The sequence below is a fragment of the Collinsella aerofaciens genome (assembly GCF_018785245.1).
GTDB classification, from domain to species: Bacteria; Actinomycetota; Coriobacteriia; order Coriobacteriales; family Coriobacteriaceae; genus Collinsella; species Collinsella aerofaciens_AD.
On sequence record NZ_WQPL01000038.1, the window covers coordinates 23,154 to 44,242 of the forward strand.

Annotated in this window: 20 protein-coding genes; 19 read left to right on the forward strand and 1 reads right to left on the reverse strand. The window is 62.7% G+C overall.

The features are described 5' to 3' along the window. Window positions 1-10: 10 nt before the first annotated feature. The 7 genes from GPK39_RS08150 to GPK39_RS08180 all read left to right on the forward strand — a co-directional run bounded on the left by GPK39_RS08150 (window position 11) and on the right by GPK39_RS08180 (window position 6,964). Window positions 11-1,315, forward strand: a complete 1,305-nt coding sequence (locus GPK39_RS08150; RefSeq protein ID WP_215674945.1) for an aspartate aminotransferase type Ic — start codon at window positions 11-13, stop codon at window positions 1,313-1,315. Window positions 1,316-1,366: 51 nt separating this feature from the next. Continuing rightward, complete coding sequence (locus GPK39_RS08155) at window positions 1,367-1,681, forward strand: STAS domain-containing protein (RefSeq protein WP_117790559.1); 315 nt, start codon at window positions 1,367-1,369, stop codon at window positions 1,679-1,681. Window positions 1,682-1,834: 153 nt separating this feature from the next. Continuing rightward, a complete protein-coding gene (locus GPK39_RS08160; RefSeq protein WP_215674947.1) occupies window positions 1,835-2,422 on the forward strand; it encodes a twin-arginine translocase TatA/TatE family subunit in 588 nt (195 codons plus the stop codon). After that, entirely contained in the window at window positions 2,422-3,213 is a 792-nt protein-coding gene (gene tatC / locus GPK39_RS08165) for a twin-arginine translocase subunit TatC (protein WP_055285525.1), read from the forward strand. Before GPK39_RS08160 ends, tatC begins: the two co-directional genes overlap by 1 nt. Before the next feature lie 6 nt (window positions 3,214-3,219). After that, window positions 3,220-3,576 (forward strand): hydrogenase maturation nickel metallochaperone HypA, encoded by a 357-nt coding sequence (gene hypA / locus GPK39_RS08170; RefSeq protein ID WP_022093859.1) that lies wholly within the window; start codon window positions 3,220-3,222, stop codon window positions 3,574-3,576. Window positions 3,577-3,631: 55 nt separating this feature from the next. Then, entirely contained in the window at window positions 3,632-4,315 is a 684-nt protein-coding gene (hypB, locus tag GPK39_RS08175; protein ID WP_006235936.1) for a hydrogenase nickel incorporation protein HypB, read from the forward strand. Between the two features lie 54 nt (window positions 4,316-4,369). Continuing rightward, complete coding sequence (locus GPK39_RS08180; protein WP_215674949.1) at window positions 4,370-6,964, forward strand: DNA topoisomerase I; 2,595 nt, start codon at window positions 4,370-4,372, stop codon at window positions 6,962-6,964. Between the two features lie 142 nt (window positions 6,965-7,106). Here GPK39_RS08180 and GPK39_RS08185 read toward each other — a convergent pair whose 3' ends face one another. After that, on the reverse strand, window positions 7,107-8,090 hold the full coding sequence (locus GPK39_RS08185; RefSeq protein WP_195543918.1) for a zinc-ribbon domain-containing protein: 984 nt from the start codon (window positions 8,088-8,090) through the stop codon (window positions 7,107-7,109). Between the two features lie 241 nt (window positions 8,091-8,331). Between GPK39_RS08185 and tmk the strand changes: the two genes are divergently transcribed. From tmk to GPK39_RS08245, 12 genes are all read left to right on the forward strand, one after another. Further along, window positions 8,332-9,015 (forward strand): dTMP kinase, encoded by a 684-nt coding sequence (gene tmk / locus GPK39_RS08190; protein WP_215674951.1) that lies wholly within the window; start codon window positions 8,332-8,334, stop codon window positions 9,013-9,015. 1 nt (window position 9,016) lies between these two features. Further along, window positions 9,017-10,144 carry a DNA polymerase III subunit gene (locus GPK39_RS08195; RefSeq protein ID WP_215674953.1) on the forward strand — a complete coding sequence of 376 codons (1,128 nt, stop codon included), beginning with the start codon at window positions 9,017-9,019 and terminating at the stop codon, window positions 10,142-10,144. Further along, entirely contained in the window at window positions 10,135-11,835 is a 1,701-nt protein-coding gene (locus tag GPK39_RS08200) for a PSP1 domain-containing protein (RefSeq protein WP_215674955.1), read from the forward strand. The genes GPK39_RS08195 and GPK39_RS08200 overlap by 10 nt, the downstream gene beginning before the upstream one ends. A 102-nt stretch (window positions 11,836-11,937) precedes the next feature. After that, entirely contained in the window at window positions 11,938-12,744 is an 807-nt protein-coding gene (locus GPK39_RS08205) for a ComF family protein (protein WP_229026465.1), read from the forward strand. A gap of 10 nt (window positions 12,745-12,754) precedes the next feature. Continuing rightward, window positions 12,755-13,864, forward strand: coding sequence for a hypothetical protein (locus GPK39_RS08210; RefSeq protein ID WP_215674957.1), 1,110 nt, complete (start codon window positions 12,755-12,757; stop codon window positions 13,862-13,864). 733 nt (window positions 13,865-14,597) lie between these two features. Further along, window positions 14,598-15,623, forward strand: a complete 1,026-nt coding sequence (locus GPK39_RS08215) for a substrate-binding periplasmic protein (protein WP_252204827.1) — start codon at window positions 14,598-14,600, stop codon at window positions 15,621-15,623. 317 nt (window positions 15,624-15,940) lie between these two features. Next, window positions 15,941-16,525 carry a ribosome hibernation-promoting factor, HPF/YfiA family gene (gene hpf / locus GPK39_RS08220; protein ID WP_035137685.1) on the forward strand — a complete coding sequence of 195 codons (585 nt, stop codon included), beginning with the start codon at window positions 15,941-15,943 and terminating at the stop codon, window positions 16,523-16,525. Window positions 16,526-16,604: 79 nt separating this feature from the next. Then, window positions 16,605-17,558 (forward strand): DegV family protein, encoded by a 954-nt coding sequence (locus tag GPK39_RS08225; protein ID WP_215674961.1) that lies wholly within the window; start codon window positions 16,605-16,607, stop codon window positions 17,556-17,558. 98 nt (window positions 17,559-17,656) lie between these two features. Continuing rightward, on the forward strand, window positions 17,657-18,736 hold the full coding sequence (locus GPK39_RS08230) for an NAD(P)-dependent oxidoreductase (RefSeq protein WP_215674963.1): 1,080 nt from the start codon (window positions 17,657-17,659) through the stop codon (window positions 18,734-18,736). Window positions 18,737-18,741: 5 nt separating this feature from the next. Continuing rightward, on the forward strand, window positions 18,742-19,170 hold the full coding sequence (locus GPK39_RS08235) for a hypothetical protein (RefSeq protein WP_117716283.1): 429 nt from the start codon (window positions 18,742-18,744) through the stop codon (window positions 19,168-19,170). Between the two features lie 15 nt (window positions 19,171-19,185). Then, window positions 19,186-19,884 (forward strand): HEAT repeat domain-containing protein, encoded by a 699-nt coding sequence (locus tag GPK39_RS08240; RefSeq protein WP_117820896.1) that lies wholly within the window; start codon window positions 19,186-19,188, stop codon window positions 19,882-19,884. 6 nt (window positions 19,885-19,890) lie between these two features. Then, window positions 19,891-20,976, forward strand: coding sequence for an isocitrate/isopropylmalate dehydrogenase family protein (locus GPK39_RS08245; protein WP_215674965.1), 1,086 nt, complete (start codon window positions 19,891-19,893; stop codon window positions 20,974-20,976). Window positions 20,977-21,089: the final 113 nt, after the last annotated feature.

Here is a 21,089-nt window from a genome sequence, read left to right on the forward strand (position 1 = left end):
GGTCGCACCCATGCAGACGATCTACCAGAAGATGGAAACCACCGAACTCGATGCCGCCATCGAGGCGCTCAAGGCCGAGGTCGCCGAGGTCAAGGCCAAGGGCCTGGCGCTCGACATGGCCCGCGGCAAGCCGTCGCCCTCCCAGGTGGACATCTCTCGACCCATGCTCGATATCCTCAATGCCGATGCCGATCTGCACGACGGCAACGTCGACTGTTCCAACTACGGCTGCTTTGAGGGCATTCCCTCGGCACGCAAGCTAGCGGGGGAGTTCCTGGGTTGCCCCGCCGAGCAGACGCTCGTGCTGGGTTCGTCGAGCCTGCTGATCGAGCACGATATCGCCGGTATGTTCTGGCGTTGCGGCTCGTGCGGCAACGAGCCCTGGGAGGCTTACGAGGCAGCGCACGACGGCAAGAAGGTCAAGTTTCTGTGCCCTGTTCCCGGCTACGACCGCCACTTTGGCATCACCGCCGATCTGGGTATCGAGAACGTCCCCGTCGCGATGACCGACAACGGCCCCGACATGGACGAGGTCGAGCGCCTCGTCGCCGCCGACGATTCCATCAAGGGCATCTGGTGCGTGCCCAAGTATTCCAACCCCACGGGCATCACCTTTAGCGAGGACACTGTGCGCCGCCTGATTGAGATGCCCACGGCCGCACCCGATTTCCGCATCTTCTGGGACAACGCCTACTGCGTGCACGACCTGTACGACGAGACCGACGAGCTCGCAAACATCTTTGACCTCGCTCGCGCGGCGGGCACCGAGGACCGCGTGGTGGCATTTGCCTCGACGTCCAAGATCACCTTCCCGGGCGCCGGTATCGGCTTTATCGGTGCGAGCCCCGCGGTCATCGCCGAGTTCTCCAAGCGCCTGAAGGCCGGCCTCATCAGCGCCGACAAGCTCAACCAGCTGCGTCACGTGCGCTTCCTTCCCACCATCGAGGCGGTCAAGGAGCACATGAAAAAGCATGCCGAGTTTTTGCGTCCGCGCTTTGAGGCCGTTGAGCGCAAGCTCACCGAGGGCCTGGGCGGCACGGGCTGCGCCACCTGGACGCATCCCCGCGGCGGCTACTTTGTAAGCTTCGATGGTCCCGAGGGCTCGGCCCAAAAGGTCGCCGCGCTGTGCGCCGACCTGGGCGTTAAGCTCACGCCGGCCGGTGCTACCTGGCCCTATGGCAAGGATCCGCGCGATACCAACATCCGCATCGCGCCGAGCTATCCCACGGTCGAGGACCTGGAGGCCGCGCTCGATGTGCTGGTGCTGGCCGTTAAGCTTGTCGCTGCCGAGCTCGCGCGTGCCGAGCGCGCCTAACGCGCGGCTTCCCGTACTATCCGCACCTTCGATACGTAAAGGAGCATATACATGGATTTGGGTATTTCCACCAACCCCACGCCAGAGCTCTACACCATTAAGGTAACCGGCGAGATCGATATCTCTAACGCCGATAGCCTGCGCAATGCCATCGACCTGGCGCTCGAGCAGCCCACTGAGGCCGTTGAGCTCGATTTTGCCCAGGTGAGCTACATCGATTCAACGGGCATTGGCGTGCTCGTGGGCGCCGCGCACCACGCGGTCGACCACGGCAAGCGTTTTGGCTGCACCAATGTGCAGCCCCCGGTAATGCGCGTGGTTCAGCTGTTGGGTGTCGACCAGGAGATTTCGATCACCGCTGCATAATCTTTGCCCCCAAAAGGGCGTGCCGTTTGGCATATGTTTGTGATGCGCTCGGACGTTTTGGCGTCCGGGCGCTATACTTGACCGAATGAATAGACGAGTTCCGGCCGAATGGCGCGGTGCGGGCTCGACTCACATCGAGCCTTGGAGGTATGTGTGTTTGGTATTGGAGAGGGTGAGCTCGCGATCATCGTGGTCTTCGGCTTTTTGCTGTTTGGCCCGGATAAGCTCCCACAGATGGGCCGCACGATCGGCCGTGCCATCCGTCAGTTCCGCGAGACGCAGGAGAAGATGACGGCCGTTGTTCAGTCCGAGATAATCGATCCGGTGAGCGAGGCCGCGTCGGCCCCGGTCAAGCCCAAGAAGGCTGCCGTCGATGACGATTCCGATGCGGACAAGGATGCCGCCGAGACGGCAGCGCCCGCCAAGAAGGAGACCTTTGCCGAGCGTCGCGCCCGTCTTGCTGCCGAGAAGGCTGCGAGCGAGGCTGCCGCCGAGGGCGAGGGTGCTGCTGAGGAGTCCGAGGCCGAGGGTGCCGAGCCTGCCGCTGCCGCTGAGCCTGTCGTCGAGCCTGAGCCTGCTGCAGAACCGGAGCCCGAGCCCGAGCCGGCAGAGCCCACGACGGCCGACCTCTACGCCCGTCGTCCCCGCAAGCGCAAGGCCGTCGTCGACCAACTTGCCCGCGAGCTCGAGGCCGAGGACGACGCCGCTGCCGCCGATGCACCGAAGGGAGGCGATGAGTAATGCCTATCGGACCTGCGCGTATGCCGCTCTTCGATCACCTGGGAGAGCTCCGTCGCCGCCTGACCATCGTGGTCGTGTCGGTGTTTGCCGCCGCTATCGTGCTGTATTTCGCCACGCCTGTTGTGCTCGACATCCTGGAAGATCCCATCCGCTCCTTTGTGCCGGACGGTAAGTTCTACATCACTACCACGCTCGGCGGCTTTGGCTTGCGCTTCTCGCTGGCCATCAAGATGGCCGTTGTCATGTGCACGCCCATGATCATCTGGCAGATCTTGGCGTTTTTCTTGCCGGCGCTTCGCCCCAACGAGCGCAAGTGGGTCGTGCCCACGGTGCTCGCCTCGACGGTGTTGTTCTTCCTGGGCGCTATCTTTTGCTACTTCATCATCATCCCTGCAGGCTTTGAGTGGCTCATCGGCGAGACCTCGGCCGTCGCTACGGCGCTGCCCGACCTGGAGAACTACGTCAACATGGAGCTGCTCTTTATGATCGGCTTTGGTGTGGCGTTTGAGTTGCCGCTCATCATCTTCTACCTGTCTGTTTTCCACATCGTGTCCTACGCGGCCTTCCGCAGCGCCTGGCGCTACGTGTACGTGGGCCTGCTCGTGGGTTCTGCTGTGATCACGCCCGACGGCTCGCCCGTTACGCTGGGCCTCATGTATGGCGCTCTGCTCTCGCTCTACGAGATTTCGCTTGCCATCGCTCGCGTGGTCATTACCGCGCGCGAGGGCAAGGAGGGCCTGTTTGTGAGTCGTCTGGACCTGTTCTCGGACGATGAGGACGACGAGGAGTAAATCGGTATGCACGAGGTTGGCATTGTCAACGGCATACTCGATACAGTGATTCGCGCGGCGCGTGGGGCGGGGGCCTCGCGCGCCGTTTTGGTAACGCTGCGTATCGGGGATATGACCGAGGTCGTGCGCGAGGCGCTCGACTTTGCCTGGGAGACGTTTCGCGACGAGGACCCGCTCACGCGCGGCTGCGAGCTTGCCGTGGAGGAAGTCCATCCACAAAGCGAGTGCCTGGACTGCGGCGAGGTCTTTGATCACGACCGTTTCCATTGCCGCTGCCCCCAATGTGGCGGCGCCAACGTGCGCCTACTGCACGGCCGCGAGCTCGATATCGCGAGTATCGAAATCGAAACCCCCGACGATTAGCCCGCTAGCCATCTGGTGATGGGGTATAAAGGGGCCAAAGTAAGGAGTGCCGAGTATGGCCGAGAAAACGATTGATATCGCGTCGCCGATTCTGTCGCGCAATGAGCGCCTGGCAGATCAACTGCGTCAACGATTTAATGAGACAAACACTTATGTGATCAACGTCTTGTCGAGTCCCGGTTCGGGCAAGACCACTACGATCCTGGGCACCAACGAGCGCCTGCGCGACAAGGCCGGCTTGCGCTGCGCCGTCATCGAGGGCGACATCGCCTCGGACGTCGACGCCATCACCATGAAGGAAGCCGGCATGCCTGCCATCCAGATCAACACGGGCGGCCTGTGCCACCTCGAGGGCAACATGATCATGGAGGCCGTTGACGCGTTCGACCAGGCCGTGGGTCTGGAAAACATCGACGTCATCTTTATCGAAAACGTGGGTAACCTGGTCTGCCCAGTCGACTTTGACCTGGGTGAGAACCTGTCCATCATGATCCTCTCGGTGCCCGAGGGCGACGACAAGCCCATCAAGTACCCGGGCATCTTCCAGCACGCTGGCGCGCAGCTGCTCAACAAGGTCGACGTGGCTCCGGCTTTCGATTTTGACATGGATAGGTATACTAAGACACTCGATGACCTCAATCCGCAGGCGCCGCGGTTTGCCGTGAGCGCGCGCAAGGGCGAGGGCATGGATGCCTGGTGCGATTGGCTCATCGGGCAGATTGAGCAAGCAAGGGCGTAAGTCGGCCGCCATACGGGCGGGCGTAGCCGCAGAGATACGAGATAGGAGCCTCTTTTGAAGCTCATCATCGCCGAGAAAAACGACGCCGCGCGTCAGATTGCCGAGCGTCTGTCCACGGGCAAGCCCAAAAAGGACAAGGTGTACAACACCGCCATCTACCGTTTTGAGTGGAAGGGCGAGGAGTGCGTGACCATCGGCCTTGCCGGTCACATCCTAGCGCCCGATTTTTGCGACAGCGTGCTGTTCGATAAAAAGCTGGGCTGGTATTCGGTCACCGAGGACGGCGAGATGCTGCCGGCCGACATACCCGATGGCCTGGCGCGTCCGCCCTACGACACCAAGCGCAAGCCGTTTCTTGCCGATGGCATCTCAATCAAGGGCTGGAAACTCGAGAGCCTGCCTTACCTCACCTGGGCGCCCGTCATTAAGCTACCGGCCGAGAAGGAACTCATTCGTTCGCTCAAGAACCTCGCCAAGAAGTCCGACAGTGTCATCATCGCCACGGACTTCGATCGCGAGGGCGAGCTGATCGGTTCGGACGCCCTCAACAAGGTGCGCGAGGTTGCGCCCGACCTGCCGGTCGCCCGCGCCCAGTATTCTTCGTTTACCAAGGCCGAGATCACGCAGGCCTTCGATAATCTCGTCTCGCTCGACCAGAATCTGGCCGACGCCGGCGAGAGCCGCCAGCACATCGACCTCATTTGGGGTGCGGTGCTCACGCGCTACCTGACGCTCGCCAAGTTTGGCGGCTTTGGTAACGTGCGCTCTGCCGGCCGTGTGCAGACGCCGACGCTTGCCCTGGTGGTCGAGCGCGAGCGCGAGCGCATGGCGTTTGTGCCCGAGGACTATTGGCAGATCCGCGGCATGGGCGCCGCACAGGGTGCTGCCGAGGACGACCGCTTTAAGATTGCGCACAAGACGGCGCGCTTTACCGACAAGGATGCTGCCGAGACAGCGTACGGCCACGTTGACGGCGTTGCGACGGCAACCGTCGCCGCGGTGACCAAGCGTTCGCGCAAGCAGCAGCCGCCCACGCCGTTTGCGACCACCTCGCTGCAGGCTGCCGCCGCAGCCGAGGGCATCTCACCTGCGCGTACCATGCGCATCGCCGAGTCCCTCTACATGGCCGGTCTCATCAGCTACCCGCGTGTCGACAATACCGTGTACCCTGCGACGCTTGATCTGGGCGCCGTGGTGAGCGACCTTGCAAAGATCAACCCGGCGCTGGCGCCCGTATGCAAAAAGGTCCTCGCCGGCCCCATGAAGCCCACGCGCGGCAAGGTCGAGACCACCGACCACCCGCCTATCTATCCCACGGGCGAGGGCGATCCGTCCACGCTCGACGGCGGTCAGCGCAAGCTCTACGACCTCATCGCCCGTCGCTTCCTGGCGACGCTTATGGGTCCTGCGACCATTGAGAACACCAAGCTCGAGCTCGACGTCAACGGCGAGCCGTTCGTGGCCTCGGGTGACGTGCTCGTGACCCCTGGCTTCCGCGAGGCCTATCCGTACGGCCTTAAGCGCGATGAGCAGATGCCGCCGCTGGAGCAGGGCGATACGGTCGACGTGTTCGACATTAAGCTCGAGGCCAAGCAGACCGAGCCGCCCGCGCGCTACAGCCAGGGCAAGCTCGTGCAGGAGATGGAAAAGCGCGGCCTGGGCACCAAGTCCACGCGCGCGAGCATCATCGAGCGCCTGTACGCCGTGCGCTACCTCAAAAACGATCCCGTGGAGCCGAGTCAGCTGGGCATCGCCATCATCGATGCACTGACGCAGTTTGCCCCGCGCATCACGAGCCCCGATATGACCAGCGAGCTCGATGGCGACATGACCCGCGTGGAGCGCGGCGAGGATACCGAAGAGCATGTCGTGACGCACTCGCGCGCGCTGCTGGCCGGCGTGCTCGACGAGCTGCTCAAGCACACGCAGGAGCTGGGCGACGCCATCAGCGACGCCGTCACGGCCGATGCGCGCGTGGGCGCTTGCCCCAAGTGCGGCAAGGACCTGGTTATGAAGACGAGTGCCAAGACCCGCGGCAGCTTTATCGGCTGCATGGGCTGGCCCGACTGCGACGTGACCTATCCGGTGCCGAGCGGCGTCAAGGTAAGCCCGCTCGAGGGCGAGGCGGCCGTGTGCCCCGAGTGTGGCGCGCCGCGCATTAAGTGCCAGCCGTTCCGCCAGAAGGCTTTCGAGATCTGCGTGAACCCGACGTGCCCCACCAACTACGAGCCTGACCTTAAGGTGGGCGAGTGCAAAGTGTGCGCCGAGGCCGGGCGTCACGGTGACTTGATTGCGCACAAGAGCGAGAAGAGCGGCAAGCGCTTTATCCGCTGCACCAACTACGATGACTGCGGCGTGAGCTATCCTCTACCGGCGCGCGGTAAGCTCGAGGCGACGGGTGAGACCTGCCCCGAGTGCGGCGCCCCCATCGTGGTGGTCAACACGGCGCGCGGCCCGTGGCGTATCTGCGTCAACATGGACTGTCCGACCAAGGAGAAGAAGCCGGCCCGCGGCCGCAAGACTACGACCAAGGCGAGCACGGCCAAGAAGGCGACGGCGGCCAAGAAGACGACGGCCAAGAAAGCAACTGCCGCCAAGAAGACGACCGCGAAGAAGTCGACTACCAAGAAAGCAGCCGCCGACAAGTAACGGCGCAGTCGAAACATTGCCCAAAAAAAACGAGCGAGGACCCCACGATCCTCGCTCGTTTTTTGACCGGCAGGTAGGGACGTTCCTTTTCTGCCGGCAGTTTAGGAACGTCCCTAACTGCCGGCTCGGGAACGACAAAGCGCTAGTTCACTTCGACGGGTTTGGCGCCGGGATAGCGCTCCTCAAAGTCTAGGCGATACTTATTGTCATTGGTGCCCGCCACGTTGTCGCGCGACAGCGGCGCCACGATCTCATTCTTGTGGTCCGCAGGCTTGGCGTATTTCAGGCTGATCTCCCAGGCATCACAGATTGCGTCAATGCGGTGATCCAGGTCGTCGTACAGGGCGATGATGTCCTTCCAGGAGCTATAGTTCTTGGAGCTCGTCGGGACGTCTAGGTCCTCGACGATGTCGTAATACTGCTCGATGGTGTCCTCTGTGCGCTCGGCGACGTCGGCGAGATTTTGACGGGTGGTCCGATCCTCTTCCAGATAGCTGCCGTTGAAGTTCTGCGCGCAGCCACGGACGTAGTTGTCGAGGTCTTCGAGCAAGTCGTAGTATTCGCTCAGGCGACGGTAGAGGTTCTGCTCGGAGAGCGTTGCTTCGCCGCCATCCTCGTCGTCATCGTCATCATCGTCGTACAGGCTGTTGGGATCGCCGAGAGGCTTTAGGTCATCGTCGTCGACGTCATGGTGCAGCTTAGCTACCTCGGCAGTCGTCTGCGTGGCGGCGCTGTCGAAAGGCTTGATCACAAAGAAAACGACCAGGGCGATGATGATCGCCACCAGCACAACGATAACGGCGATAAGCGGCCCGGCGCCGCTCTTTTTGGGAGCGGGGGTCTGTGGCGAAGCGGGCGCGTATGCGGGAGCCGGCTGCTGTTGGGGCGAGCCGCTCGCGATGGGTATGCGCTGCGTGGTCTCGACGGCCGCGGGGCTTGCGGCGGGGTCGGGGCGATAGGCGAGGGGGTCGTCCGCCTTGGCTTGCGGCGCATCAAGGGAGCCGGTCTGCTCAAAAGCGGGCTGGCTATCGCTCGCGGTTGTTTGCTCAACGGGTGCACCGCACGAGGTGCAGAACTTGGCATTATCTGCAAGAAGCTTGCCGCACGAGGCGCAATACCGAGACATTGCCACTCCTTTCGCCACATTTCAATGCAATACGACGATTATACCCAGCGTCCAAAATTCCCCATCATAAGTTGCGGTGAAATAGGGACTGTTTGGCGGTCTCAGAGCTTCAATCAGTCCCTATTTCACCGCAACTTTGGAAAGGCACCTTTAGCCATTGGGGACGCACCGAGCACTGGGGTATCATGGCTTGGTTGATATATATCTGCATTTACGCGCCTTGTAGGAAGGGGCTGCGCCCATGGCTTTTGAGCCCGCTCAACATAGCTTCATTACGCTCGAGGGCGTCGATGGCGCCGGCAAGTCCACGCAGGCGCGCCTGCTTGCCCGCGCTCTTGAACTCGCTGGCTACCAGGTTGTGAGCCTGCGCGAGCCGGGCGGTACCGCCATCAGCGAAAAGATCCGTGCTCTGCTGCTCGACCCCGCCAATACAGCGATGGGCGACACCTGCGAGTTGTTGCTCTACGAGGCGGCGCGCGCTCAGTTGGTGCACGAGGTCATCGTGCCCGCCCTTGCTGTCGGTAAGGTGGTCCTGTGCGACCGCTTCTACGATTCCACGACCTGCTATCAGGCGTTTGCCGACGGCCTCGATCGCCAGATGGTGCGCGATGCCAACAACCTGGCCGTTGCGGGGACGCACCCGGCGCTCACACTCGTCTACCACATCACGCCCGAGCAGGCGGCGCTGCGCATGGCAGCCCGTGGCGCGGCAGATCGCATGGAGGCTAAGGGCATGGCCTTCCAAGAGCGTGTCTACCAGGGTTTTTGCGCAATTGCCGCCGAGGAGCCAAACCGCGTAAAGCTCATCGACGCCACTGCGACCGTCGAGGAAGTCTTCGAGAAGACGGTTGAGCAGGTTCGCGTCTACGGCCTCGACATTTCCCAGGACGCCGTCACCGCCGCGCTTGCCAAGGGGGCCGAGTAACATGGCCCCCGCTCAGGCAAGTCTGCTGGCCAAGCTCGACACCCAACAGCGCGTGCGCGACTTTTTGACCAACGCCATCGCAAGCGGCCGCGCATCGCACGCCTACCTGTTCTTGGGCGCGCCCGGCGCCGGTAAGCTTGACGCCGCATGGGCGCTTGCCCAGGCATTCCTGTGCGAGCGGGACGGCTGTGGCTCGTGCGACAGCTGCGTGCGCGTCGCCCGCCATACGCATCCCGACGTGCACTATTACACGCCCGAAAGTGCTACGGGCTACCTCATCGCGCAGACCCGCGAGCTGCTCGACGACGTGCCCCTGGCGCCCATCCGCGCCAAGGCAAAGGTTTATATCATCGACCGTGCCGAGCAGCTGCGCGCCAACACCGCCAACGCGCTGCTCAAAACGCTCGAGGAGCCGCCCGAGGGCGTCATGTTCATCCTGTTGGGTACCTCGGCCGACGTGATGCTGCCCACTATCGTGAGTCGTTGCCAGTGCGTGCCGTTTCGGCTGGTATCGCCCGCCGTCGCCGCGCAGGCCGTGAGCCGCGCCACCGGTCAGGACCCTGCGCGTTGCCGCATGGCCGTCGCCGTGGCGGGAAGCCCCACGCGTGGCATCGAGTTCCTCAAGAGCGCCGAGCGCCAGGACGCCCGCCGTCAGATGGTTCGCGCCATCGATTCGCTTATCGCCGCCGACGAGGCCGACGTGCTCAGCCGCGCCAAGTCACTCATCGTCGCCGTTAAGGCGCCGCTCGCCGAGGTCAAGTCCACGCAGGAAAAGGTGCTCGAGCAAAACGCCGACTACCTGTCGCGTGGAGCATTGAAGCAGCTTGAGGACCGCAACAAGCGCGAACTCAACGCGCGCGAGCGTTCGGGTATTATGGAAGCGCTGGCGAGCGCGCGGACGCTCATGCGCGACGTGCTTCTGACGCTTCGGGACGAGGCGGCAGACGTTGTGAACGAGGACGTGCGCGACACGATCGGGCGGCTTGCCGCCGCGACGAATGTTGCGGGTGCCACGCGGGCGCTCGAGGCGGTCGCAACCGCCGAGCGCAACATCGCCAGAAACGTTACTCCCCAGCTGGCCATCGAGGTCATGCTGTTCGATATCAGGAAGGCACTGAAATGCCGTTAGTCGTACCCGTTAAGTTTACCTACGCCTCGCGCGACCTGTGGTTCGATCCGCAGGATCTGGATATCCTCGAGGCCGATTATGCCATTTGCTCCACCGAGCGCGGAACCGAGATCGGCCTGGTCACGGCCGATCCCTTTGAGGTGCCGCAAGACGAGATCGGTCAGCCGCTCAAGCCCGTGCTGCGCGTGGCGAGCGACATCGACCTGCAGCTTGCTGACGACCTGGCCATCCAGGGCGACGAGGCCATGGTCGACTTCCGCCGCCTGGTCAAGGAGCTCGACCTCGAGATGAAGCCGGTGGGCGTCGAGTACCTGTTTGGCGGCGAGAAGGCCGTGTTCTACTTTGCGGCCGATGAGCGCGTCGATTTTCGCCAGCTCGTCAAGGACCTGTCCTCGACGCTGCACATTCGCGTTGATATGCGCCAGATCGGCGTGCGTGACGAGACCCGCCTGGTGGGCGGCTATGCCCAGTGCGGACAGGAGCTCTGCTGCACGCGCTTTGGCGGACAGTTTGAGCCCGTCTCGATCCGCATGGCAAAAGAGCAGGACCTGCCGCTCAACTCGTCCAAGATCAGCGGCGTGTGCGGCCGCCTGATGTGCTGCCTGCGCTACGAGTTCGAGGCGTACAAGGACTTTAAGAGCCGTGCGCCCAAAAAGAAGACGCTCATCGATACGCCGCTTGGCAAGGCGCGTATCCAGGAGTATGACACGCCGCGTGAGCAGCTGGTGCTGCGCCTGGAGAACGGCAAAGTCTTTAAGGTCAACCTAGCCGATATGACGTGCTCGGAGGGCTGCAAAAAGAAGGCTGCCGAGCAGGGCTGCAACTGCCGCCCCGACTGCGTGACGCGCGACGTGCTCGAGCGCATCGAGTCGCCCGAGATGCGCCTGGCGCTCATGGAGCTCGATCGCGAGAACGGCGTCGACGTGGGCGATGGCCTGTCGAGTGCCGACCGTCTGGCCGGCACGTCGATGCCCAAGCGCCGTCGTCGCGATGCCGAATCCGATGCTCGCGCCGGTCAGGGTCAGGGCGAGGGCCGTGGCCGCGGAAAGGGCCGCGGCAAGGCCGAGGCACCCGAGTCCGAGGAGGCCGCCGGTGCCCGTCGTCGCCGCAAGCGCGCGGGCTCGGGCGATGCTACCGAGGCTGCAGCCGCGGGCAAGAACGCCTCTCGCGAGCGCGAGGTCCAGCAGCCCCAGCAGCAGAACCGCGGCGGTGGCATGAACCCCACACGTCGCCGCCGCCGTCATCTGTCGAGCGAGGAGCGCGAGGACGCCTTCCGCGCCGCAGCTGCTCGCGAGGCTGGTGCCGCTTCCAAGGGTGGTTCGGGTTCCGATACGCCTGCCGACAAGGGTGGCAAGCAACGCAACGATGACGAGCGCGCGCCGCGTCCGCGCCGTCGCCATTCCTCGGGCGCGCAGCAGAAGCCCTCGGTGCCCTCCGTGGCCGATCAGGTCTCGGAGGGCGAGGTCAAGGTCACGCGCCGTCGTCCCGGAGATGGCGGGGGAGCGGCTGCCAAGGCTTCGCGTGGCGCCGCTCGCGATGAGCGCGAGCCGCGCGAGGATCGCGGTGGCGAGGGCTCGGCCGACCAGGGCCAAAAGCGCCGTCGCCGTCGCCGTTCCCGCAAGCCGCGCCAGGATGGTGGCGAGGGTTCGACCCCGTCTTCGTCCGCACCACAACCGCCCGCCGGCGAATAACGCCCGCGAGCGGATTTAGCCCGCCTTGCCCCGAGCGCATCGGGGTATCATAGCGCCGAATCAACAACCCTCCCTGCGACCGAACGTAGGGAGGGTTGTGTCTTGAAGAGCCATCTGAACATATTGAGCCGTCTGCAGGGTGCCGGTGCCCTACCGTTTGCGGACGAATTGCTACCGTTTGCCGAGTGGGCGGCACGCGAGGCGCTTGAGGCATTGTCGCCAACACGATGTGCCGGCTGCGAGCGCGCCGGTGCGCTTATTTGCCAAGACTGCCTGGCCGCGCTCACGCTCATCGACCCACGTCATAGCTGTACCCGATGCGGCGCCCCGTTTGGGGATTTGCTGTGCACTGAGTGTTCGGTCGAGGGCACGTCCTCGGCAATGGCGGAGGCGCTCGACCGCTGCCTGGCGTGCGCCGTCTATGCGCATCCGCTGCCGCGCATCATTAAAGCGTACAAGGATGCGGGCGAGCGACGTCTGGCTCCGTATCTGGCGGAGCTGCTCTACGACACCGCCCTGCATGCCCAGGTCGTAGCGCCCGATCGCTATGGAGGTGTGCTGTCCGGTGCGGATGCGGTGGTGTTTGTGCCTGCGACGGCGGCAGCGTTTCGGCGGCGTGGTTTTGATCATATGGAGGCTATTGCGCGCCCATTTTGCGAGCTGTCGGGTGTTCCCCTGCTCGATGCTCTCGTCAAGTACGGGCATGGCGACCAGCGCGAACTCGGTCGTGAGGAGCGCCGCGAGCGTGCCCAAGGCATGTACGAGACGGTTGAGGACGTGCACGGCCGCCGCTTGCTGCTTATCGATGACGTTATCACCACGGGCGCGACGATGGCAGCGGCTTCGGCGGAACTCAAGCGCGCCGGCGCCGTAGCGGTCGATGGCCTCGCTATCGCACGCGTTTGGTAGGGGTGGTTTTGTGGCAGTGAAGATTGAGCGGCGCAACGAGCCGACAGACGAACAGCTAGCGGCTTCCGTAATCCTAACGGGCGCCTCGGCGCTACGCATGATGCGCGCCGAACGCCGGCAGATGGGCTACATAAGCTGGAAGGACCTCGATCCCGATGAAGAGCGCCGTGTGCTGCGCACGTCGTCGCCCTCGACCGAGGACATCTATCTTCCCGACTTGGTGCGGATTGGGGCCGCAAGCGGCGAGGTGCAAGAAGATCTTTGCTTGCTGGTGGGATCTGCGGCGCAGCGCCGCCGCATGCCTGGCGTGGGCTGGTCCGTATGCTCCGGGTTGCCCGCCGGCTCGATTCTAGAGGTGGAACCGGGGGTGTACAGTCTATCTCCCGAGGCCCTTTGTGTTGTCGTCGCCCGCGAGGTCGGCTGTATCCAGGCATTTGCCCTGGCCCAGGAGCTGTGCTCTAAGATTTCGCTGAGTGATCGCGGGAAGTATCTGCCTCCCTACACCTCGCCCGTTACGAATAAACTTGCAAAGGACAAGGACCAGCCAGCAGACGTGGGCTACTTTGAGGTTGAGCCGGTGCTGACGCCCGATCGTCTGGCAGATTACCTCGCGGTATGCAAGGGGAACGCGGCCAAACAGCTGCAGCGTCTGTGTCCCTATCTTTCGGAAAACCTGCGCTCACCCATGGAGTGCATCATGCTCGCCCTGTTTTCGCTTCCGTTTTCCTATGGCGGATTTGCCTGTGGTCCCTTTAAGACCGACTACAAGATTGAGTTCGATGACCGCGCGCAGGCAATCTCGGGGATGCCGCATGCAGTTTGCGATGCGTATCAGGAAGCAGCCCGGTTTGACCTGGAATACAACGGTGAGCTGGGCCATTCCTCCCGGAGGGGACGTATCCATGATGAAAAACGCAACACGGGCTTGATTACTATGGGAATCGAGGTCGCGACGGTCAACAACGAAATGCTCCGCGACATGGAAGCGATGGAAGCGCTCGCATGGCGCATCCACCAGCGTATGGGTAAGCGATATCAGAATCGCGTAGAGGCTCGTCGAAAGAGGCAAGATGCTCTGCTGAATACGCTCCGAGCGTGCTTTGGGCTCAAGCCAGCGTAAAACTATGGCTTTATAGGGGGTCTGTTTATATGCTCTGTGCAAAAAACGGCAAATATGAGTACTGTTACTAGATTAGTGACAGCAAAAACAAAGAAACTTGGGCCGAAAATCTGGATTCAGCGAAGAGATAGTAAACGAATGTGGAATATCTTGGCGCCAAGCAGGCTGTGCGGAACTCAAAAAGGGCTCGTGAGGCGGTAATACGCTGCTACTAAATTGGTGACAGTACTCATATTTGCCGTTTTTTGCACAGGGCGCCCTGAGACGGGTGCCCCGGAGCTCCCCGTGGGGGAGCTCCGGGCTTCATGGGGGCACGAATAGCCCGCTCCGACCTGCGAAATCTGTACTCGCGATGCGAATGACGCCCCTAACCTTAAACTTTAGCTTGAACTTAGCTATAATGCGCTTCGTTCCTACCAGGCTGTGGTTGCGGACGGACGAAATGCCCGTCCTAGTCCAAGACAGACGCGGTCAAAGGGATCCACGTAAGCGACCGCGTGCGCGCGGCGCGATCATGGCGCGTCCTAGATGTAAGCCGCACCGTCCGTTCTACTTTCTTTGGGGCAATACCGCCTCGCGGGCGAGCGGGTCAGTCGTGAAGGTGGCTGCGGCCTCCCGAGCAAACACCCCGGTGCGCAAGTGTGGGGTCAAATACCAGGTCAGCTGGTGGGAACAACCTGATATTCCGCGCAACGCACGGATTGTATACGACACAGAAGGCAGGGTAGTGGACATGGTGAGGGGCAGCTTGATGCACGCGGCTCGGTTAGGTGCTGGGACCGCAGCGGTCATTGCCGTTTTGGGCCTGAGCGGATGCGCGTTCAACCCGCTGTCTACGTTCACGACTCCCACGATCGACCAGATCGAGTACGAGACCGTCACGCCGGCGGTGTCGGACGATGCCCTGGTCACTCCCGGGACCCTGACGGTCGCCCTCGATACTTCCGATGCGCCGCAGGCCATGCAGGGCGCCGACGGCGAGCTCACGGGGTATGCGGTTGACGCCGCCCGCGCCCTCGCAAGCCGCATGGGCCTTAAGGTCGCCTTCGTCGACGCGTCCTCGGCAGGTTCCGCGCTCGGCGACAAAAAGGCCGATATCTTTATCGGCGAGATTAACTCCACGGACGGGGACATTAGCTCGCTCGGCACCTGCCTGTACGATGCCACTTCCGTGTTCGGTAAAACTAGCGATGGTGGGTCGCTAAGCGTTTCCACCGATACCCTTAACACGTCTACCCTGGGTGTCCAGATGTCCTCGGCCTCGCAGGAGGCGCTTGCCAAGCAGAGCATTACCGCCAACCAAAAGACCTACTCCAACATCAACGAGTGCTTTGAGGCGCTCGAGTCCGGCGAGGTCGACTATGTGATCTGCGACTCCACGGCCGGCGGCTACCTTGCACGCCTGATGAGCGAGATCTCCTATGTCGGTGCGCTCGAGGCGCCCTCGACGCTTGGTGTTGCGGGCCTCTCGTCCAATGACAAACTGTGCCGTGCCGTGAGCGATGCCCTCGACGGCATCACGGTCGACGGTACGCTCGAGGCAGTCCACTGCGTCTGGTATGGCACGATGCCCTACGACCTCACCACTAAGACGGTTTCGGGCGCTAACGTGCAGCCGGGCGACTCTGAGTCCAGTGAGACCACGTCCTCCGGCAGCGAGTCCTCCGATTCCAACAATGAGACCGCATCCTCCGAGGACAAATCGTCCAGCCAGGAAGCCACCATCACCGACGACGACATTAACAAACTCAATAGCTAGTTATTGCTAGGGGTGGTGTCTCCTATACGTTGGAAAGGACACCTCTTCACGGTTTCAACACGCACTGCCGGACTTCCCCAATAGGAGAGCCCGGCTTTTTCATCCCTATAAAACCAGCAGGTCAAAGCCAATTTTTGGGACCAAATATAAAGCCGCCAGCTCCCTCCTATAGCGCACTTTGCCACAGAAAAGTGCGAGACTTCGGTATGCGGTATCAAGCAATCGTTATTCGGGTCTTTGGGAATCCGCGTGATTAAATGCACGGCAATGGGTACATAGCCAGTACAGTAAGTCCCCGAGGCAGATTGGAGCCACGTATGGATATCAAGGTTTCTGGACGCAAGACGACGGTAACCGATGCTCTGCGTGCGCATGTGGATGAGAAGATCGGCGAGGCGCTCAAGGTTTTCGATATCGAGCCCATGACGGTCGACGTTGTACTTCGCTATGAGAAGAACCCCTCGAACCCCAACCCGGCAATCGTCGAGGTTACGGTTCGCGCTCGCGGTTCGGTGATTCGCGTTGCCGAGCACGGTGCAGATATGTACGCCGCCATCGACCTCTCCGCCGATAAGGTCACCCGCCAGCTGCGCAAGTTCAAGACCAAGGTCGTGGACAACCGCCAGGGCGGTGCCAGCGCAGCGGATGTCGCACCGGTCGAGCGCGTCGAGGATCTGGCCGACCTGCTGCTGCCCGAGGAGGAGGACGACCTGCTCGTCCGTGAGAAGGTCATTGATGTCACCCCGATGACTGAGGAGCAGGCGCTGGTGCAGACCGATCTGCTCGGCCACGACTTCTACGTGTTCGAGAACGCGACGACTGGCCTCATCAATGTGGTGTATCACCGTAAGAATGGTGGATATGGCATCATCAAGCCCCGCATCGAAACACTTGACGAGTAAAATACGTTAACTTGCATGAGTTAACGGTTGGCGGCCATCCCATGCGGGTGGCCGCCTTTTTACGTAAGGAGTCGCTTTGATGGACAAGGCCGCATCCGCCGGTCATTCGGACCGTTGCCGCATCGTCGTCGATACTTGCTGCGACTTTAGCCCCGAGGTCGCCGCGAACCTCGATGTCGATATCCTGGGTTTCCCCTTCATTATCGATGGCGAGGAGCGCACGGATGACATCTGGTCGAGCATCACACCCAAGGAGTTCTACGACCGCATGCGCGCCGGCGCTCGCGTGTCTACCTCCGCCGTGTCGCTCGGTCGCTATATCGAGTTTTTTACCGAGTGCGCCAAAGAGGGTACGCCCACGGTCTACCTGTGCTTTACCTCGGCGCTGTCGTCGAGCTACAACTCCGCGTGCCAGGCGGCAGATGCCGTGCGCGCCGAGTATCCCAACTTTGAGCTCTACGTGGTCGACAACGCTCTGCCCTGCGCGACCGGCGCGCTCCTGGCGCTCGAGGCCGTGCGCCAGCGCTCGGCGGGACTCACCGCCAAGCAGCTGGTCGACTGGGCAAACGAGGCAAAGACCTACGTCCACGGCTACTTTACGCTCGAGAGCTTCGACGCGCTGGCTGCCGGCGGCCGCATTCCGCCCGCGGCGGCGCAGCTCACGGCAAAGCTCGATGTCAAGCCCGAGCTCTCCTACGACCTTGCCGGCTCGCTGTCGCTGATTGGCGTCAACCGCGGCCGCAAGAAGGCGCTCAAGTCCATCCTCAAGTCGTTCCGCGAGAACTACGTGCCCGACCGCACCATGCCCATCGCCATCATGACGGCCGATGCCGAAAAGGACGGCGACTGGCTCGAAGCCGCCATCCGCAAGGAGGAAGGCTGCGCCGACGTCACGATCATTCGCGGCTCCGTGGGTCCCACCATTGGCTCGCACGTGGGCCCCGGCATGGTGGCCTGCGCGTTTTGGGGCAAGAATCGCGCCGAGAAAGCCTCGCTTTCCGACCGCATCGCGCGTCGCGTGCGCGGCGAGTAGGCGGGCGCTGCGGTTGCAAGCGCCCTCAAGCCACGGCCCAAACGCTGGCACTGAGTATTCAACCTGGTAACAACACCCAACCCAAAAGGAAAGGTTTCATGGCAAACAAGCTCTCCGTCGCATTTATCGGCACCGGAATCATGGGTGCCCCCATCGCCGGTCACATCCTGGATGCCGGCTATCCCGTCACGGTCAACAACCGCACCAAGTCCAAGGCTGCAGCGCTCGTTGAGCGCGGCGCCGTCTGGGCTGATACGCCGGCAGATGCCGCGGCGAACGCCGACGTTGTCTTTACCATGGTGGGCTATCCCTCCGAGGTCGAGGAGCTCTACCTGGCGGGCGACGGCCTGCTCGCGTGCACTAAGCCCGGCGCGGTCCTGATCGACCTCACCACGAGCTCGCCCGAGCTGGCGCGCGACATTGCCGAGGCCGCCCAGGTCTCCGGCCGCATGGCGTTTGACTGCCCCGTCACCGGCGGCGAGTCGGGAGCTATCGCCGGCACGCTCACGGCTATCGTGGGCGCCACCGAGAACGACATCGCGCCGGTCCGCGACATCCTTTCCACCTTTGCGGCAACCATCTGCTGCTTCGATGGCGCCGGCAAGGGTCAGGCTGCCAAGCTTGCCAACCAGGTGTCGCTGGGCGCCTGCATGGTTGGTATGGCCGATGCGCTGGCCTTTGCCGAGCTGAGCGGCCTTGATCTTGAGAAGACCCGTCAGATGATCCTGGGTGGCACCGGCAAGTCCGGCGCTATGGAGAGCCTGGCGCCCAAGGCGCTCGACGGCGATTACAAGCCCGGCTTTATGGTCGAGCACTTCATCAAGGACCTGCGCTTGGCGCTCGCCTATGCCGACGACCGCGAGCTTGCGCTGCCCGGTGCCGACGTGGCCTTTACGCTCTACGACATGCTCGACGCCATCGGTGGTGCCAAGCTGGGTACCCAGGCCGTCACGGTCCTCTATAAGGAGGAGGCCGACGCCATCGCCGCCGGTCTGGACTGGTCGCAGTATCGTCCCGAGGAGCATGGTGCTCACGAGGAAGGCTGCGGGTGCGGCGAGCATGGCGACGATCACGAGTGCGGTTGTGGCCACCACCACGACGAGGGCCACGAGTGCTGCGGCGGCCACGGCCATGACGACGGCCACGAGTGCTGCTGCGGCCACCATCACGAGGAGTAACGCCCATGAGCTGGACGTTCGTGGTGCTTGCGCTGGCGCTCTTTCTCTTTGCGATCTACATCGGTTTTTTGTGCGGCCAGTGGGCGTGCGAAAAGCGCGTGATCACCAAGCGCGACTACTGGATTGCCAACTTTGCGGGTGCGGCGGCAGTCGTCCTGCTGACCTGGGTGTTCTCGCTGTTCCCGCTGGTGCAGTTTGCGCCGATCGGCTGGCTCGGCGGCTTTATCGCCGGCCTTAAGATGAGCTTTGGCGAGTCCGTCGGTCCGTGGCGCAAGCACGACGAGGTCTTTAACGTCAACAAGGCCCATCGCGCCGCCGCCGACGCGGGCGACGCCGAGGAGCGCCGCCGTGCGCGTCGCAATGGCGCGGCCGACCGACAGCTCATCTCGGTCACCGATGACAGCAAGGGTGCTGGCAAGCACGCTAAGAAATAGTAAGAAGAGGTAACTATGGCAGAAAACAAAGACGAACAGCTCACCGACGAGGAGCTGGCACAGCTTCAGCTGGCAGAGGAGAACGAGAACGCCGTCGACCGTCTGGTCAAGGAACTCGGCTGCCCCACGCGCCGCATCCGCCAGTTTGCCGCCCGCGTGCTGCACCTGCTTGCCGAGCGCGATCCGCAGCGCGTCGTGCCCTGCGTGCCCGCGCTGATCGAGGCGCTCGACCGCCCCGAGGCTCAGACCCGCTGGGAGGCCCTCGATGCCCTGACGGCGCTCGCCACCACCTGCCCCGAGCAGCTGGGCGATGCCTTTGAGGGCGCCGAGACCGCGCTGTTCGACGAGATCTCCTCCACGCTGCGCTATGCCGCCTTCCGCCTGCTGTGCGTGTGGGGCGCCACGAGCGTCGAGCGTTCGCGCGAGGCTTGGCCCATCCTGGACGAGGCCATCCAGTGCTACCATGGCGACCTTGAGTATCGCGACATGCTCGGTTGCCTGTACGAGTTTTGCCAGGGCGAGATCGACGCCGAGGTTGCCGAGAAGCTTGCGCTGCGCCTTAAGTTCGATGCCGAGAACGGTAAGGGCAGCTATCTCAAGGCCCGTTCGAGCGAGATTTGCGAAATGCTTGTTAAACGTTTTGGCCTGGATCTCTCCAAAAAGAAGAAGCGTGCTAGCGTTAAAAAATCTGACGACGCCGAAGACGAGGAGTAACAGATTATGGCGCACGATGTAGTCCTGATTCCCGGTGACGGTATCGGTCCCGAGATTACGCAGGCCATGCGCCGCGTGGTCGAGGCCACCGGTGTCCAGATCAACTGGAACGTCCAGGAGGCCGGCGCCGGCGTCATGGACGAGTTTGGCACGCCGCTGCCCCAGCACGTGCTCGATGCGGTCGCCGAGACCAAGGTTGCCATCAAGGGCCCCATCACCACGCCGGTCGGCACGGGTTTCCGCAGCGTCAACGTGGCCCTGCGCAAGCATTTCGACCTGTACGCCTGCGTGCGACCCTGCCTGTCGCAGCCGGGTGACGGCTCGCGCTTCCGCGACGTCGACCTAGTCATCGTGCGCGAGAACACCGAGGACCTCTACGCCGGCATCGAGTTCGATGAGGGCACTGCCGAGGTCGAGGAGCTCTCGCAGCTTGTCGAGCGTTCGGGCCAAAAGACCTTCGCCGCCGATTCCGCGATCTCGATCAAGCCGATCTCTATCGCCAAGAGCCGCCGCATTGTGGAGTATGCCTTTGAGTATGCCCGCCGCTGCGGCCGCAAAAAGGTGACGGCCGTGCACAAGGCCAACATCATGAAGGCGACCGACGGCCTGTTCCTGCGCGTGGCGCGCGAGGTGGCCGCCAAGTATCCCGATATCGAGTTCAACGACAAGATCGTCGACGCCACCTGCATGGGCCTGGTCCAGAACCCCAACGACTTCGATGTCCTTGTACTGCCCAACCTGTACGGCGACATCGTGAGCGACCTGTGCGCCGGCCTGGTGGGCGGCTTAGGCATGGCCCCCGGCTCCAACATCGGTGCCGACTGCGCCATCTTCGAGGCTACGCACGGCTCCGCACCCGATATCGCTGGCCAGGATATCGCCAACCCCACAGCCGAGATCCTCTCTGCTGCGATGATGCTCGATCACCTGGGCGAGAACGACGCTGCCAATCGCATTCGCGCCGCCGTATCTACCACGCTCGACGAGGGTGAGCAGGTTACCGGTGACGTGCGTCGTGCCCAGACCGGCTCCGTCGAGGGGGCCGTGGGTACGCAGGCCTTTGCCGATGCCGTTATCGCGCACCTGGCCTAAGGTATGCACGCTGCAAACGCCTAAATAGTACTTAAGTGTTTGCGTATAACCTAAGAATCAATACGCCCGGCGCTTTGTCGGGCGTATTCTATTGCGGACTATGTTTCCTAACA

Bases quoted from the DNA above. Each gene is read 5' to 3' on its own strand.
- GPK39_RS08150 (WP_215674945.1), top strand. From the start codon at position 11: ATGCAGACGATCTACCAGAAGATGGAAACCACCGAACTCGATGCCGCC.
- GPK39_RS08155 (WP_117790559.1), top strand. From the start codon at position 1,367: ATGGATTTGGGTATTTCCACCAACCCCACGCCAGAGCTCTACACCATT.
- tatC (WP_055285525.1), top strand. From the start codon at position 2,422: ATGCCTATCGGACCTGCGCGTATGCCGCTCTTCGATCACCTGGGAGAG.
- hypA (WP_022093859.1), top strand. From the start codon at position 3,220: ATGCACGAGGTTGGCATTGTCAACGGCATACTCGATACAGTGATTCGC.
- hypB (WP_006235936.1), top strand. From the start codon at position 3,632: ATGGCCGAGAAAACGATTGATATCGCGTCGCCGATTCTGTCGCGCAAT.
- GPK39_RS08185 (WP_195543918.1), bottom strand. From the start codon at position 8,090: ATGTCTCGGTATTGCGCCTCGTGCGGCAAGCTTCTTGCAGATAATGCC.
- tmk (WP_215674951.1), top strand. From the start codon at position 8,332: ATGGCTTTTGAGCCCGCTCAACATAGCTTCATTACGCTCGAGGGCGTC.
- GPK39_RS08195 (WP_215674953.1), top strand. From the start codon at position 9,017: ATGGCCCCCGCTCAGGCAAGTCTGCTGGCCAAGCTCGACACCCAACAG.
- GPK39_RS08200 (WP_215674955.1), top strand. From the start codon at position 10,135: ATGCCGTTAGTCGTACCCGTTAAGTTTACCTACGCCTCGCGCGACCTG.
- GPK39_RS08215 (WP_252204827.1), top strand. From the start codon at position 14,598: ATGGTGAGGGGCAGCTTGATGCACGCGGCTCGGTTAGGTGCTGGGACC.
- hpf (WP_035137685.1), top strand. From the start codon at position 15,941: ATGGATATCAAGGTTTCTGGACGCAAGACGACGGTAACCGATGCTCTG.
- GPK39_RS08225 (WP_215674961.1), top strand. From the start codon at position 16,605: ATGGACAAGGCCGCATCCGCCGGTCATTCGGACCGTTGCCGCATCGTC.
- GPK39_RS08230 (WP_215674963.1), top strand. From the start codon at position 17,657: ATGGCAAACAAGCTCTCCGTCGCATTTATCGGCACCGGAATCATGGGT.
- GPK39_RS08235 (WP_117716283.1), top strand. From the start codon at position 18,742: ATGAGCTGGACGTTCGTGGTGCTTGCGCTGGCGCTCTTTCTCTTTGCG.
- GPK39_RS08240 (WP_117820896.1), top strand. From the start codon at position 19,186: ATGGCAGAAAACAAAGACGAACAGCTCACCGACGAGGAGCTGGCACAG.
- GPK39_RS08245 (WP_215674965.1), top strand. From the start codon at position 19,891: ATGGCGCACGATGTAGTCCTGATTCCCGGTGACGGTATCGGTCCCGAG.